At 45.6% G+C, this 14,886-nt stretch carries 14 protein-coding genes and 1 pseudogene; 11 read left to right on the top strand and 4 right to left on the bottom strand.

The genetic code is table 11. The features are described from left to right. Positions 1-47: 47 nt before the first annotated feature. The 7 genes from priA (at position 48) to rraA (ending at position 8,055) form a co-directional block, all read left to right on the top strand. The gene (gene priA, locus IQ209_RS11915) at positions 48-2,246 is read left to right on the top strand and encodes a primosomal protein N' (RefSeq protein WP_193851508.1); all 2,199 of its coding nucleotides are present in this window, start codon (positions 48-50) and stop codon (positions 2,244-2,246) included. Positions 2,247-2,466: 220 nt separating this feature from the next. Continuing rightward, positions 2,467-3,492 (top strand): DNA-binding transcriptional regulator CytR, encoded by a 1,026-nt coding sequence (gene cytR, locus IQ209_RS11920; RefSeq protein WP_193851509.1) that lies wholly within the window; start codon positions 2,467-2,469, stop codon positions 3,490-3,492. 72 nt (positions 3,493-3,564) lie between these two features. Beyond that, positions 3,565-4,392 (top strand): cell division protein FtsN, encoded by an 828-nt coding sequence (gene ftsN / locus IQ209_RS11925; protein ID WP_193851510.1) that lies wholly within the window; start codon positions 3,565-3,567, stop codon positions 4,390-4,392. Positions 4,393-4,529: 137 nt separating this feature from the next. Continuing rightward, positions 4,530-5,060 carry an ATP-dependent protease subunit HslV gene (gene hslV, locus IQ209_RS11930; protein ID WP_193851511.1) on the top strand — a complete coding sequence of 177 codons (531 nt, stop codon included), beginning with the start codon at positions 4,530-4,532 and terminating at the stop codon, positions 5,058-5,060. Between the two features lie 12 nt (positions 5,061-5,072). Continuing rightward, complete coding sequence (hslU, locus tag IQ209_RS11935; RefSeq protein WP_193851512.1) at positions 5,073-6,404, top strand: HslU--HslV peptidase ATPase subunit; 1,332 nt, start codon at positions 5,073-5,075, stop codon at positions 6,402-6,404. Between the two features lie 136 nt (positions 6,405-6,540). Beyond that, a complete protein-coding gene (locus IQ209_RS11940) occupies positions 6,541-7,458 on the top strand; it encodes a 1,4-dihydroxy-2-naphthoate polyprenyltransferase (RefSeq protein ID WP_193851513.1) in 918 nt (305 codons plus the stop codon). A gap of 108 nt (positions 7,459-7,566) precedes the next feature. After that, positions 7,567-8,055 carry a ribonuclease E activity regulator RraA gene (gene rraA, locus IQ209_RS11945; RefSeq protein ID WP_193851542.1) on the top strand — a complete coding sequence of 163 codons (489 nt, stop codon included), beginning with the start codon at positions 7,567-7,569 and terminating at the stop codon, positions 8,053-8,055. A 35-nt stretch (positions 8,056-8,090) separates the two neighbouring features. Here the strand turns inward: rraA and IQ209_RS11950 are convergent. Together IQ209_RS11950 and zapB are read right to left on the bottom strand one after the other, a co-directional pair. Beyond that, positions 8,091-8,243 (bottom strand): annotated as a pseudogene (locus tag IQ209_RS11950) (IS4 family transposase); the annotation flags it as partial. A gap of 145 nt (positions 8,244-8,388) precedes the next feature. Then, positions 8,389-8,631, bottom strand: coding sequence for a cell division protein ZapB (gene zapB / locus IQ209_RS11955; protein WP_099131891.1), 243 nt, complete (start codon positions 8,629-8,631; stop codon positions 8,389-8,391). A gap of 328 nt (positions 8,632-8,959) precedes the next feature. Between zapB and IQ209_RS11960 the strand changes: the two genes are divergently transcribed. Further along, positions 8,960-9,757 (top strand): MIP/aquaporin family protein, encoded by a 798-nt coding sequence (locus IQ209_RS11960; protein ID WP_193851515.1) that lies wholly within the window; start codon positions 8,960-8,962, stop codon positions 9,755-9,757. Positions 9,758-9,781: 24 nt separating this feature from the next. Next, complete coding sequence (gene glpK / locus IQ209_RS11965) at positions 9,782-11,305, top strand: glycerol kinase GlpK (protein WP_193851516.1); 1,524 nt, start codon at positions 9,782-9,784, stop codon at positions 11,303-11,305. 89 nt (positions 11,306-11,394) lie between these two features. Here glpK and emrD read toward each other — a convergent pair whose 3' ends face one another. Beyond that, complete coding sequence (emrD, locus tag IQ209_RS11970; protein ID WP_193851517.1) at positions 11,395-12,582, bottom strand: multidrug efflux MFS transporter EmrD; 1,188 nt, start codon at positions 12,580-12,582, stop codon at positions 11,395-11,397. Positions 12,583-12,897: 315 nt separating this feature from the next. Here emrD and fpr point away from each other — a divergent pair, with 315 nt between their 5' ends. Beyond that, positions 12,898-13,644, top strand: a complete 747-nt coding sequence (gene fpr, locus IQ209_RS11975) for a ferredoxin--NADP(+) reductase (RefSeq protein ID WP_193851518.1) — start codon at positions 12,898-12,900, stop codon at positions 13,642-13,644. On the opposite strand, the gene IQ209_RS11980 is transcribed toward fpr, so the two are convergent. After that, complete coding sequence (locus IQ209_RS11980; RefSeq protein WP_193851519.1) at positions 13,645-14,079, bottom strand: DUF805 domain-containing protein; 435 nt, start codon at positions 14,077-14,079, stop codon at positions 13,645-13,647. It lies immediately after the preceding gene. A 58-nt stretch (positions 14,080-14,137) separates the two neighbouring features. Here IQ209_RS11980 and IQ209_RS11985 point away from each other — a divergent pair, with 58 nt between their 5' ends. Beyond that, the gene (locus IQ209_RS11985; RefSeq protein ID WP_193851520.1) at positions 14,138-14,758 is read left to right on the top strand and encodes a DUF1454 family protein; all 621 of its coding nucleotides are present in this window, start codon (positions 14,138-14,140) and stop codon (positions 14,756-14,758) included. The last annotated feature ends 128 nt before the right edge of the window (positions 14,759-14,886 follow it).

Here is a 14,886-nt window from a genome sequence, read left to right on the forward strand (position 1 = left end):
TTTTATACGTTCCTTCATCTGGTCATTAATTATCCGGAAATCGCCTTATGACAGTTGTCCAGGTTGCATTGCCTGTTCCCCTAACCCGCACATTTGATTATCTACTGCCTACAGGGTTACCTTTACCCGCTATAGGTGTTCGAGTACTCGTGCCTTTTGGTAAGCGTAATGCGATAGGTATCGTCACTGGTATCGCAGACAGCAGCGAACTTCCTCCTGAACAACTCAAATCCATTACCAGCATTCTTGATGTCCATCCCCTTTTTCCTAACGATCTCTGGCAATTACTTCAGTGGGCCGTCAGCTATTATCACTATCCGCTGGGCGAAGTTTTGTTCCATGCCTTGCCTGTCTTGCTACGGCAGGGAAAACCGGCAGAATTTTCCCCACTCTGGCAATGGCAAGTCACTGAGGCAGGCCGTGAACTCCCGCTTACACAACTCAAGCGATCCGCCAAACAACAAAAGGCGTTGGCCGCTTTGCGCCAACGCCCCGTTTACCGTCACCAAGTCTCTGAATTGGAATTAAGTGAAAGCGCACTGCAATCACTGAAAAAGAAATCACTGATTGCCTTGCATCCCATCCAACCAGAAGCGGAAAATTGGCGTGAGCATTTTAAAACTATCGGCGAACGGTTAAAGATCAATACAGAACAAGCTACTGCGGTAGGCGCCATCCGTGCAGAAGATCAAACCTTTTCTCCGTGGCTACTGGCGGGAATCACGGGATCGGGTAAAACAGAAGTGTATCTCAGTGTACTGGAGAACATTCTTGCACAAGGTAAACAGGCCCTCATTTTAGTGCCAGAAATTGGCTTAACTCCACAGACTATCCGCCGATTCCGGGAACGTTTCAACGCTCCCATTGATGTTCTGCACTCAGCCTTGAATGACAGCGAACGGCTGACAGTTTGGCTGAGGGCGAAAAGAGGGGAAAATGCTATCGTTATCGGTACACGATCGGCTTTGTTTACCCCTTTTGCTCATCTGGGTGTCATTATTATCGATGAAGAACATGACAGCTCTTACAAACAGCAAGAAGGCTGGCGCTATCATGCCCGTGATCTGGCGGTGTTCCGGGCGAAAAAAGAAGGCATTCCGATTATTATGGGTTCAGCCACCCCCGCGCTGGAAACACTATATAATGTACAACAGGGGAAATATCGCCAACTCACCTTAACTCAACGGGCAGGCCACGCCCAAGTAGCCACTCAGCATTTATTAGATCTGAAAGGCTTGCCATTGACGGTTGGATTATCCCAGCCACTCATCAATCGCATGGGTGAACACCTCAAAGCTGACAATCAGGTCATTCTATTTCTGAATCGCCGTGGTTATTCTCCTGCCCTGCTCTGTCACGAGTGCGGCTGGATAGCAGAATGCCAACGCTGTGATCACTATTACACCCTACACCAAAATCATCACCACCTGCGTTGCCATCACTGTGACAGCCAGCGCCCCATCCCACGGCAATGCCCGCAATGTGGCACCACTAACTTAATTCCCGTTGGCTTAGGCACTGAGCAGCTTGAAGATGGCATTACAAAATTGTTTCCCAATACTCCGATTACCCGTATCGACCGTGACACCACTAGCCGCAAAGGAGCACTGGAACAGCAACTGGCCGAAGTCCACCAAGGTGGCGCCCGCATTTTGATTGGTACGCAAATGTTGGCGAAAGGCCACCATTTCCCCGATGTTACGTTGGTCGCCTTACTGGATGTCGATGGTGCCTTGTTTTCTGCTGATTTTCGGGCCGCCGAACGTTTTGCCCAACTCTATACCCAAGTTTCCGGTCGGGCAGGACGAGCCGGAAAGCGGGGAGAAGTTGTCCTGCAAACCCACCATCCTGAGCATCCACTTTTGCAAATATTGTTGGAGAAAGGCTACGATGCTTTTGCCCAGCAAGCGATGGAAGAGCGTCAGCAAGTTCACCTGCCACCTTTTGTGAGCCATATCCTGCTCCGCGCAGAAGATCACGACAATCAGCAAGCCCCCGCATTTTTGCAACAAATGCGTCAACTGTTTGAATATCATGCACAATCTGATAATCATTTATGGATCATGGGGCCAGTACCCGCATTGCAGGCTAAACGTGGCGGTCGTTATCGTTGGCAGTTGATGATTCAACACCCTTCCCGCATTTTTCTCCAGAAAATGATGGCCGGAATCTATCCTCAAATCACTACACTGCCACAAGCACGTAAAGTGAAATGGAATATTGATGTTGATCCCAGCGAAAGTTGATAATTATTTCTTTAATTTGCGAAGTACCTCTAAAAAATGATTCATATCACACTTTTTATGTAAACAAAGTAACAGATGGATCGGTTAATCAGCTTAAAATGAACTTATTAATATAACTGTAGAAAACAATCCGCCAGCACGTCCTTCTCAGGCAAGACTGGCGTTTTTTAGCAGCCGGATAGCAATCGTTTCGCTGCCTATGGAGAGTGAGGAGTGAACTATGGAAAAAAAGAAGTGCGCGCTGGTAACCATGAAAGATGTTGCCAAAGTAGCGGGTGTTTCTACCGCAACTGTATCAAGAACATTAATGAATCCTGACAAGGTTTCTACCCGTACACGCCAGAAGGTCGAGAATGCGGTGTTGGAAGTAGGTTATTATCCCCACAATCTGGCCAAAAATTTACGGCGTAATGTATCCAGAACCATCTTGGTTCTTGTGCCCAATATCAGTGATCCTTTCTTTACTGAGGTTATTCGGGGTATTGAAGAAACCGCCACTGAACATGGTTACCTGGTTCTGATTGGTGATTGCAAGCATCAACAGCAACAAGAACATGCGTTTATCAATCTTCTGATCACCAAACGCATTGATGGCATGGTGCTACTGGGTTCCAACATTCCTTTCGATGTTTCCAAAGAAGAACAGAAAAACCTGCCTCCCATGGTGATGGCCAATGAATTCACCCCACAACTGGAACTACCCACTGTCCATATTGACAACCTGACAGCCGCCTTTAATGCCACTCATCATTTGCAAAAACTGGGACACAAACGCATTGCCTGCATTACCGGACCGGAAACCATGCCACTGTGCCATTATCGCTTGCAAGGTTATATCCAGGCATTGCGACGCACAGGGGGAAAAATTCGCGAAGAATATATTATCCGCGGTGATTTCACCCATGAAAGCGGAGCGACATTAGCAGAAACCCTGCTTACCCTGCCAGAGCCTCCAAGCGCTATTTTCTGCCATAGTGATGTCATGGCAATGGGTGCAATGTGGCAAGCTAAAAAAATGGGATTAAAATTACCAGAAGATCTCTCTGTTGTTGGTTTCGATAATTTAAATCTGGCGCAATACTGCGAACCAGCCCTGACCACGGTGGAACACCCCCGTTATGAGATTGGATATCATTCTATTCTGTTATTGCTGGAACAACTTCAAGGCCGTTTGGTTTCTAAAGGTTCAAGATTATTGGAGGCAGAATTGATCATTCGAGCGAGTACTTGTTCGCCTAAAAGCTAGGCAAATAACAACAGCTTAAGTAACATTAGTTACCTATCCTTTAATTTTTTAAATAACTCAGTGAATTAAACAGTGGCACAACGAGATTATGTGAGTCGCGGGCGTAACAATCCCCGTCGGAAAAGTACTGGTAAGAAAAAAAATCAGGCTCAAGGATTACCCAAAACTACATTAGCCGTTGCTGTAGCCTTGGTGGTCATATTTATTGGTGGACTTTATTTCATCGTAGTACACAATAAACAGGAAAAAAATAAGCAGGAAGAAAGTGGACAAAATGCCTCACAGTCTCATCATCAAACCAAGGGGCACGGCCTGCCACCAAAACCAGAAGAACGCTGGAGTTATATCAAAGAATTGGAAAATCGCCCTGTTAATGAATCTTCCATCCAAGAAGGCAATGCAACAATAAATCAACCGCCAAACCAACATCCTCAATTAACGTCTGAGCAGAAACAGTTACTCGAACAAATACAAGCAGATATGCGCCAACCACCTATTTCATTGAAAGAAGTGCCTTATAACAGTGAACCGATCCCACGTTCACGTGTGTTGATCAACCCTCCTGCGCAGCAACAACATACTGAACAACATTCGCCAGAACAAAAGTCAGCCGCCGTGCCGGAAAAAAGGCCTTCAACGTCTTCCCAAGCCAATACAAAGTCTGAGGTAAATGAGACGAAATTGATGCTACAATGCGGTTCTTTCCGCACAATGGAGCAAGCGGAATCCGTCCGTGCCAGCCTTGCATTCGCAGGCATTGAAAGTCAGATTACCACGAAAGACAATTGGAACCGTGTTGTACTTGGCCCTTATAAAAATAAAGCCAGCGCTGAGAAAATGCGCGAACGTGTCGCAGGTGCCGGTGTACCTGGCTGTATTCTCCGCCCTACCGGGGGTTGAAAAAGCGGAAAGCTCCCCCATCTTAATCTCTAATAATATACACATGGTGCTTTTATCAGCAGCACGCAATCAATTGTGGGATAACAAATTAATGCTCCGTGTGTATCATCTTCTATTTTGTAACCAGGGGCTAACTCGTGACTACAATCGTAAGTGTTCGCCGTAATGGCAAAGTTGTCATCGGTGGTGATGGACAAGCAACAATGGGTCATACCGTTATGAAAGGCAATGTCCGCAAAGTACGCCGCCTTTACCACGACAAAGTCATCGCGGGTTTTGCCGGCGGTACTGCTGATGCTTTCACGCTGTTCGAGCTGTTTGAACGGAAACTCGAAATGCATCAAGGGCACCTGACCAAAGCAGCCGTTGAACTAGCCAAAGATTGGCGAACGGACCGCATGCTGCGCAAGCTGGAAGCCCTGCTTGCTGTCGCAGATGAGAATTCTTCTCTGATCATTACAGGCAATGGTGATGTGATTCAGCCAGAAAATGACCTTATCGCCATTGGTTCCGGTGGGTCATACGCACAGGCGGCTGCCCGCGCTATGCTGGAAACAACCGAACTCGGAGCCAGAGAAATCGCAGAACGCGCTTTAACTATCGCTGGCGATATCTGCATCTACACCAACCATAATCACAACTTCGAAGAACTGCCTTCGAAAGAGTAAAGGATAGATAGTATGTCTGAAATGACTCCTCGCGAAATTGTCAGCGAACTAAACAATCATATTATCGGTCAGGACAAAGCAAAACGTGCCGTTGCTATTGCCCTACGTAACCGCTGGCGTCGCATGCAGTTAGATGAATCACTGCGTTATGAAGTCACGCCAAAAAATATTTTGATGATAGGCCCAACCGGTGTCGGTAAAACCGAGATTGCCCGTCGTCTGGCAAAACTGGCCAATGCTCCTTTTATCAAAGTTGAAGCCACTAAGTTCACCGAAGTGGGTTATGTCGGTAAAGAAGTCGATTCCATTATTCGTGATCTCACTGACGTAGCAGTAAAGATAGTGCGTCTGCAATCCATTGAGAAGAACCGCTATCGTGCAGAAGAGTTAGCAGAAGAACGTATTTTGGATGTCCTGCTGCCACCAGCAAAAAATAACTGGGGACAAACTGAAACTCAAGCTGAACCGTCTTCAACCCGTCAGGCATTCCGCAAGAAATTGCGTGAAGGCCAGTTAGACGATAAAGAAATTGAAATTGAAGTTTCAGCCGCCCCAGTTGGTGTTGAAATCATGGCACCTCCGGGCATGGAAGAGATGACGAATCAGTTACAATCCATGTTCCAAAACCTGGCAGGCCAGCGTCAAAAAAATCGTAAGATGAAAATCAAAGACGCATTCAAGTTGCTGGTCGAAGAAGAAGCGGCAAAACTGGTCAATCCTGAAGAACTGAAACAGCAGGCAATTGATGCTGTTGAACAACACGGCATCGTTTTCATTGATGAGATCGATAAGATTTGTAAACGCGGTCAAACTTCCGGTCCAGATGTTTCCCGTGAAGGTGTTCAGCGCGATCTGCTGCCACTTGTCGAAGGTTGCACCGTTTCCACTAAACACGGCATGGTCAAAACTGATCACATCCTGTTTATCGCCTCTGGTGCATTCCAGGTTGCCAGCCCTTCTGATCTGATCCCAGAACTTCAAGGCCGCTTGCCAATCCGCGTTGAATTGCAAGCCCTGACTACCGAAGACTTTGAACGTATCCTGACCGAACCAAATGCTTCACTGACTGAACAGTACAAAGCTCTGATGGCAACGGAAGGCATGGGCATTGAATTCACGGCTGACGGTATCCGTAAAATCGCGGAAGCAGCATGGCAAGTCAATGAAACTACTGAAAACATCGGTGCCCGTCGTTTGCACACCGTGCTTGAACGTATGATGGAAGACATCTCTTTCGACGCCAGCGAACGTCAAGGACAAACTGTCGAAATCAATGCCGCTTACGTCAAAGAGCACTTGGACGAACTGGTTGCAGATGAAGATTTGAGTCGGTTTATTTTATAATCAGTCATATTATTGGTTTGATTAGAGCCAATAATTCGCCGGACTTAGGCAAAATGGGGGGCTTTTAGCCTCCCGTTTTGCTATTTTCGATGGTATAAAATTTATTACATCAATCATAATGACAAACAGTGACAATATGAGCTCAACAACGTCTATCAGTCAGATGCAGGCATGGCTGGAAAGTTTACGCCCCAAAACGCTCCCACTGGCCGTTGCTGCCGTCATAACGGGCTCAGCACTTGCGTCATGGACCGGACATTTCAAATGGCCTGTCGCGTTACTGGCTTTATTAACTGCGGCCCTGCTGCAAATTCTTTCTAACCTCGCCAACGATTATGGTGATGTCACCAAAGGCAGTGACACAGAAAAGCGCATTGGTCCAAATCGTGGTATGCAAAAAGGCCTGATTACTGCAAAGCAGATGAAAAATGCCTTGAAGCTCACTGTATTATTCTCTTGCTTATCAGGAAGTTCCCTAATTGCTGTAGCTTGCAATAACCCCAACGATATTATCGGTTTTTTGATCCTAGGGTTACTGGCGATTGTCGCCGCTATCACTTATACAGTGGGTACGCGTCCTTATGGCTATCTGGGGTTGGGAGACATTTCTGTCCTGATTTTCTTTGGCTATTTGAGCGTTCTTGGAACCTACTATCTGCAAGCTGGTACTTTTTCCATAAGCACCGTTTTGCCCGCAACTGCCAGTGGCTTACTTTCCGTGGCAGTCTTGAACATTAATAACTTACGCGATATCGAAAGTGATCGCCAAAACGGCAAAAATACGCTGGCTGTCCGGTTAGGAGGAAAAAAGGCTCGCTATTACCATGCCGTCGTTCTGCTAACGGCCATGCTCTGCTTCGTCACCTTCACGCTCCTATACCTGAATAATTGGTTTAGTTGGTTGTTCCTGCTCGCTTTTCCTCTACTGTTAAAACAGATGATACAAGTGTTACGTGATCCAACCGCTGAAGGTATGCGCCCCAAATTGGTACAAATGGTTAAAGCAGCATTATTGACTAATATTCTGTTTTCCATAGGATTGGTATTCAATTAAGCAAATAGGCATCAATTTTACATATAGGTTTCAAGATTGATGGTTTTGCCAACACTGGCTTTAAAAGGATATACTGTCCGTTCCTTGCATAAACCAGACGTAAATCCCATGAAATATGATACTTCCGAACTTTGTGATATCTATCAAGAAGATATAAATGTGGTAGAACCAATCTTCACCAATTTTGGTGGGCGTACTTCATTTGGTGGTCAGATCATCACAGTGAAATGTTTTGAGGACAATGGCCTCCTTTATGATTTACTTGAAGAAAACGGACAGGGTCGCATTTTGCTCGTTGATGGTGGTGGATCAGTACGCAAGGCACTCGTTGATGCCGAACTGGCTCAACTCGCTGTCAATAATGAGTGGGAAGGCATTGTCGTCTATGGCGCAGTGCGTCAAGTCGATTATCTCGCAGAGCTTGATATTGGTATTCAAGCAATGGCTGCTATTCCTGCTGGCTCCAATAGCGAAGGGGTGGGAGAAAGTGATATCAGAGTGAATTTTGGTGGCGTCACATTCTTCTCCGGTGACTATCTCTACGCAGATAATACTGGCATTGTTTTATCTGATTTCCCTCTGGAGATTGAGGAATAGCTAAGTTAAAGGGGAGATAAAAAAGGGCGCAATTATTGTTGATTTTGCCCATAAGCCTGAAGGTCTCTCGTCCAACGAGCTTGTTCAATGAGCCCAATAACCTGCTGCTTATCAGGCGCAAAGAGCAAAACGGAATGCGCATGCATACCTCTGGAACGTTTATTGGATGTGGTGTGCCCCATCTCATCTCGCCGTAGGGTGGGTAAATTCCAGCGAGATCCTTATACCACTACAGGCAGAAAAAGGGTCAAAAATATCCCTCGATTCAATCGAGGGATTTGTGTAGAAGAGACAGGCAATTATCGCCCTTTTTCAGCTAAGCTATTGGATACTTTATTGTACATCTTCCATCTTACCCAACAGAGTGCGTAAGCGTTCTTGCCATGCCGATTGTTCTTGTTTGAGCTGCTCATTTTCACGTACCAGAGAATCACGGCTATCTGCCATATTCTGGACATCCTGAGATAAGACGGCATTCTTTTCTTTTAATTCTTCAATTTCCATTTGCAGCAAAGTGATGGTATCAATCGCCTGCTGAACTTTAGATTCTAGCTTCTCAAAAACTTCAAATGACATTCTGGGGCCCCTCTTGTAAGCAATGTTATTGATTGTATTTAGCCTATTAACATCTGTCTAGTTTCATCCTTGCAATGTGCGGCATAACGCGAAATATAATGACCAAACCCAAATGTCTGTAAGATCACATTTCCAAGCTCAATAAAACTGCAAATAAATGCGAATTCGCTCATTTTGTTGACGCAACACGCAGATTTCAATTTCGCTATTTCTCGTTTACGCGCATTAACGATAAATTCACAGGCACCTTTCTCTTAGTACATAAGAAAGGACTAATAATTAATCTCTCTCCTCCCTTGTACTTTGTTATTGGATATAGGATATAGAAATGAGCCAGACCACAACTCCAACCTTATCAGGTCAATGCATTTCCGAATTTCTGGGTACTGCGTTGCTCGTTTTTTTTGGCTTAGGCTGCGTTGCTGCTGCCCGGATCGCCGGAGCACAACTGGGTTTATGGGAAATCAGTATTATCTGGGGCTTTGGCGTCGCCCTGGCAGTTTATCTCACTGCCGGAATTTCAGGCGCACATCTTAACCCCGCAGTGACCATTGCATTATGCCTATTTGCCAATTTCGACAGCAGAAAAGTGCTGCCTTATATCATTGCCCAAATGCTCGGTGGCTTTGTCGCAGCACTCATCATCTATATGATGTATTACAACCTGTTCCTCGATTATGAGCAAGTTCACAACATCGTTCGCGGCTCGCAGGAAAGTCTTTTTACTGCGGGGGTTTTCTCCACTTACCCCGCTGCCCAGATCTCCGTATTTCATGCGTTTATCGTTGAAGTTATTATCGCGGCCGTTCTGTTATGCCTGATCCTGTCCCTGACAGATGATGGCAATGGCATTCCACGAGGACCTTTGGCACCTTTGTTAATCGGGATTCTTATTGCAGTTATCGGTGGCTCGTTTGGCCCACTGACCGGATTTGCCTTGAATCCAGCTCGTGACTTCGGCCCCAAATTAGTTGCTTACTTGACTGGCTGGGGAGACATTGCCCTAACCGGAGGCAGAGATATTCCTTATTGCCTTGTTCCGTTGGTAGCTCCTATCGTTGGCGCGATTTTAGGTGCTTTTGGCTACCGCAAGCTGATTACTCGCCATTTACCGCGCGAGATTTAAAATACATAAAACCAGGTTATAGTTATGACAACAGAAAATACTACAGAAAAAAAATATATTGTTGCTCTGGATCAAGGCACGACCAGTTCACGCGCCGTTGTACTTGATCACGATGCCAATATTGTCTGCATCTCACAGCGTGAATTCCCACAAATCTATCCCAAGCCAGGCTGGGTAGAACACGATCCAATGGAAATCTGGGCAAGCCAAAGCTCTACCTTAGTTGAAGTACTGGCAAAAGCCGATATTCGCTCTGATGAAATTGCCAGCATTGGTATTACAAACCAACGAGAAACAACCATTGTCTGGGAAAAAGAAACCGGTAAACCGATTTATAACGCCATTGTATGGCAATGCCGCCGGACAGCAGATATTTGTACCAAACTGAAACAGAAAGAAGGCCTGGAAGAATACATCCGCCACAATACCGGTTTGGTGCTTGATCCTTACTTTTCCGGTACAAAAATAAAATGGATTTTGGATAACATCGAAGGCGCCCGTCAACGCGCTGAAAATGGTGAACTTTTATTCGGCACAGTCGATACATGGCTGGTCTGGAAAATGACTCAGGGACGCGTACATGTGACCGATTACACTAATGCCTCCCGCACCATGCTGTTTAATATCCATAATCTGGAATGGGATCAAAAAATCCTTGAAGAGTTGGGAATACCTCGCGTGATGCTGCCTAAAGTTTCCGCATCCTCAGAGATCTATGGCCAAACCAATATCGGCGGTAAAGGTGGCACTCGTATTCCTATTGCAGGTATCGCAGGCGACCAACAAGCCGCTTTGTACGGGCAACTGTGTGTACACCCCGGAATGGCAAAAAATACTTACGGCACTGGCTGCTTCCTGCTCATGAACACAGGCAAAGACGCAGTTCGTTCCAATCATGGCCTGTTAACAACTGTTTGTTGTGGCCCACGCGGTGAAGTTAATTATGCACTGGAAGGCGCAGTCTTTGTTGGCGGGGCATCCATTCAATGGTTACGTGATGAACTGAAACTCATCGCGGATGCCACAGATTCAGAATATTTTGCGACCAAAGTCAAAGACAGCAATGGTGTTTATGTTGTTCCTGCCTTTACTGGCCTTGGCGCACCGTATTGGGACCCTTACGCCCGTGGCGCTATTTTTGGCCTGACCCGCGGTGCCAATAGCAACCATATTATTCGTGCCACATTGGAATCCATCGCTTACCAAACCCGCGATGTATTGGACGCTATGCAGGCTGACGCGGGTACTCGCCTGCAAGCCCTTCGCGTAGATGGCGGGGCTGTCGCCAACAACTTCCTGATGCAGTTCCAGTCCGATATTCTTGGTACTCGTGTAGAGCGCCCTGAAGTACGTGAGAGCACAGCTTTAGGTGCGGCTTTCCTGGCAGGTTTAGCCGTCGGCTTCTGGCGAGATCTGGATGAAGTGAAAAGTAAGGCGGTAGTCGAAAAAGAATTCCGTCCAAGTATCGAAACGACTGAACGCAACCATAAATACAATGGCTGGAAAAAAGCCGTTGCCCGTGCCCAAGAGTGGGAAGATCGCGCTTAACCACGAAATATTGAGCAAATGAGATAAAGGCTTTGGCATCTGAGATTGTTTATACACTCTGCCAGAGCCTTTTTTAAACCCTATCGTTTCTATAAAGCCGTATGTTCCTGACGCTGGAACCGCTGGGAAATAGGCAACCAACAAAATAGAATCAGCAATGACATGGAAAACATCAACATCCCAACACTAAATTGGCTATTTTGCGGTAGCATCGCCGACAGCCCTGTTGCCACACCTGAACCGACATTCTGCAATCCCCCGACCAAAGCACCTGCTGCTCCTGCCAGATAAGGGAAAGGTTCCATCGCTCCCGTCGTCGCAAGTGGGAACAACATACCAGCGCCAAAAAAGAATAATGCGGCCGGTATCAACAAAGTCCAGATATTCATGATGCCAAACCAGCCGGGTAACCACATCAAGATACCCGCCAGCAAGCAACAGATCACAGAGCGCCACATGAGGCGATAAAATGTTTTCCCTTCACGCCCCGCATACCATGCCCCAAAAAACGCCGCCGGAATTGGCAAAATAAAAAAGATACTGACAGTCAGGCTATCCAATCCTAAAACAGCGCCCATCAACACACCGCTACTGGCTTCAAAAACGGCAATCCCAGCCAAACCACCCACCAACATGATCAGGTAAGAGACAAAAGCACCCTGCGAGAGTAATTGGTGGAAAGAAACCAGCATCGTACTATGTGCAATCCCTGTGGGACGGGTCTCCGGTAAATGCCGAGCCAGGAAGAAAGCAACGACAGCCCCTAGCATCAATAAGAATAAGTAGCAGGAGCGCCAACCAAAATAGTGAGCAACCATTCCACCAATCATGGGAGCAGCCAGCGGGCTAACCAATATAGCCATATTCAGCAAGCTATTGGCATAACGCAACGTCATCCCAGTATATAAATCTCGTGGCATGGTACGCACCATCACACCTGCAACACCAGTGCCCAATCCCTGTAATGCACTCGTCATCACCAGTACCAGCAAGTTTGGAGCAAACAGAGCACATATTGTCGCCACCAAATAAATCGACATGCCGGCCAAAATCACAGGACGGCGCCCCACCTTGTCAGATAGCGGTCCATAAAAAAGTTGTGAAAACCCGTAAGAAAACAGATATGCCGCCATTACCCGCTGAACTTCTCCCGCGGGCTTATTAAGATCACTTGCCATATCAGCAATAACTGGCACATAGATTGTTTGCGTCATCTGCCCTACAGCGGTCAAGGCAATTAACATCAACAATAAATTAAAGTGTTCTATTTTTCTCATCGCACTTTATTCAACCACTCATTACAAACAGCCATAGTGAACCCCTCAAGCCCTTAATAAAGAACCTGATGAATTAACTTCACTAGATAGATCCATTTGGTAAATCTATATTTTTTCTTTGCAGTATACAATTTTATATGAAGAAAAAATTACAGATATATTACCCATATATGTCAATAAAAATGTACATATCAGACCATGATATTGGCAAAATCCAGTTAATCGAACTGTAACACGTAATCGATAATGCTATCTCAAGTAATCACGTAGAATCGTTACAAAAAATCATCAATTTGTGTAGAGAGGTTAATCGTAATGGCAAATTGGGTTACAGGAAAAGTTACCGACATAACCAACTGGACTGATTCGCTTTTCAGCATCAAAGTTCATGCACCAATAGAAAAATTCACCGCCGGACAATTTGCAAAACTTGCCCTGAAAATTGCGGAGGAACGCATCCAACGGGCTTACTCTTACGTCAACGCTCCCGATGACAATAATCTGGAATTTTATTTGGTTACCGTTCCTGAAGGAAAACTCAGTCCTCGATTGGCTGCACTAAAAATCGGTGATGAATTGCTGGTAACAGAGCAAGCTGCTGGGTTTTTCGTTCTTGATGAAATCCCTGACTGCCAAACACTCTGGATGCTTTCCACTGGCACTGCTATTGGGCCTTATCTTTCTATTCTCCAGCAAGGAACCGATCTGGATCGATTCAAAAATATCGTTTTGGTTCACGCGGTTAGATGGGGAACAGATTTAAGTTATTTACCTATGATGCAAGAATTAGAGAAAAAATTTCAGGGTAAACTGAGAATACAGACCATCGTCAGCCGAGAAAAATGGCCAAATTCACTCATGGGCAGAATTCCAGCATTAATTGAAAATGGCGAATTGGAATCGGCTGTCGGCTTACCCATTCAGGCAGAAAACAGCCATGTCATGCTGTGCGGGAATCCCCAAATGGTCAGGGATACCCAGCAACTATTAAAAGAGCAGCGTAATATGGCAAAACATCTGCGTCGTAAACCAGGCCATATTACCAGCGAGCAGTACTGGTAATCAGTTTTCCTTGGCAGAAATATAATCAACTGTTTCTGCCATCTCACCAAAACGATTGGCGCCTTCTGTACCACGGAATACACCACAATCTAACATCATCATGACAACAATTAGTGTCGGGACAAAACGCCCAATTCCCCACTGCCATATTGGTGCCATTGCGCTCCAATCAAGGGACAATAATATCCAGGCCAACACACATAGTAACATCCAGCCGCCACGTTTATTCCGGTCATGCAGGCGCTTAGAAAAAATTGCCGCTGTTGGATACAATAGCAAAGCAACACCGACCGCCGCATAATTCATGGGGAGGACATTCATTCCATGCAATGTCAGAAGTATAAAGATCAAGGCGAAACAGATAGTTATGCCGATCCAAAACTCTCGCCTTCCAATTCGGCCTTTGAATGAAAATCCCCATTGTTGTAATGTCATGTACTCTTTTCCAATTGTGGATGCTGTTTTTCCAGGATTTAACTCAGTGAGTAATAAGATGAAAACAGGCATAAATAAACTTCTGGTGACAATTTTAATCGCTTTTGGCATCGTTTTACCATTCTCAGCCTCTGCCGATGAGCTTTCAGGCACACCAGAAATAAACTCACCGTTAATGTACCTGTTGCCGGATTCCCCCACTTTCGAAGACACCATTCCTGTCTTTCGGGAGAAATTCAACAAAAAACACCCGGATACTCCCCTGTACGAATATCGGGTGATTGCAAGTACAGATATTTCTCAACCTTTCATCCGCGCCGCCAGTAAAATCAATGACAAAATTTATTCTTCAGCGGTACTGGAACGAGGCAGCGAAAAAATTAAAAGTCTGCAAATTACCTTGCTGCCATCACAAAATAAACGAGAAGATGAACAAAACCGTATATTGGCAAAGCAATATATCACAGCCCTGATTAGCCAATTTGAACCGACCTTTTCTCCTGAACAAGCCAACATTCAATTGGAAAGGCTTTTGCAGACAGCAGAAAACCGAACTGCTTTCAGTCAAAAAATGGGAGCAATGCGCTATATCATCGTAAGCAGCAGCGAAAATATAATGACCTTCGCAATTGAACCGATTAAGCTATCGTTATCTGACACAGCAGCAAATGAAAATTAGTGACACAACGCAGAGCTATTCGCGTTGATGATCTTTATACTGTCGGGATTCCACTTACAGGGAATGACACCACCATAATGTCATTCAAAGAAAGAATATTCATTCAGTTCGCAATTTGATTATTTTCT

It is taken from the genome of Xenorhabdus sp. BG5 (assembly GCF_015163665.1).
GTDB lineage: Bacteria > Pseudomonadota > Gammaproteobacteria > Enterobacterales > Enterobacteriaceae > Xenorhabdus.

Excerpts from the sequence above, each read along its gene's own strand:
- fpr (WP_193851518.1), top strand. The coding sequence starts at position 12,898 with ATGGCAAATTGGGTTACAGGAAAAGTTACCGACATAACCAACTGGACT.
- glpK (WP_193851516.1), top strand. The coding sequence starts at position 9,782 with ATGACAACAGAAAATACTACAGAAAAAAAATATATTGTTGCTCTGGAT.
- priA (WP_193851508.1), top strand. The coding sequence starts at position 48 with ATGACAGTTGTCCAGGTTGCATTGCCTGTTCCCCTAACCCGCACATTT.
- IQ209_RS11980 (WP_193851519.1), bottom strand. The coding sequence starts at position 14,079 with ATGACATTACAACAATGGGGATTTTCATTCAAAGGCCGAATTGGAAGG.
- rraA (WP_193851542.1), top strand. The coding sequence starts at position 7,567 with ATGAAATATGATACTTCCGAACTTTGTGATATCTATCAAGAAGATATA.
- hslU (WP_193851512.1), top strand. The coding sequence starts at position 5,073 with ATGTCTGAAATGACTCCTCGCGAAATTGTCAGCGAACTAAACAATCAT.
- emrD (WP_193851517.1), bottom strand. The coding sequence starts at position 12,582 with ATGAGAAAAATAGAACACTTTAATTTATTGTTGATGTTAATTGCCTTG.
- IQ209_RS11960 (WP_193851515.1), top strand. The coding sequence starts at position 8,960 with ATGAGCCAGACCACAACTCCAACCTTATCAGGTCAATGCATTTCCGAA.
- zapB (WP_099131891.1), bottom strand. The coding sequence starts at position 8,631 with ATGTCATTTGAAGTTTTTGAGAAGCTAGAATCTAAAGTTCAGCAGGCG.
- IQ209_RS11940 (WP_193851513.1), top strand. The coding sequence starts at position 6,541 with ATGAGCTCAACAACGTCTATCAGTCAGATGCAGGCATGGCTGGAAAGT.
- IQ209_RS11985 (WP_193851520.1), top strand. The coding sequence starts at position 14,138 with ATGAAAACAGGCATAAATAAACTTCTGGTGACAATTTTAATCGCTTTT.
- cytR (WP_193851509.1), top strand. The coding sequence starts at position 2,467 with ATGGAAAAAAAGAAGTGCGCGCTGGTAACCATGAAAGATGTTGCCAAA.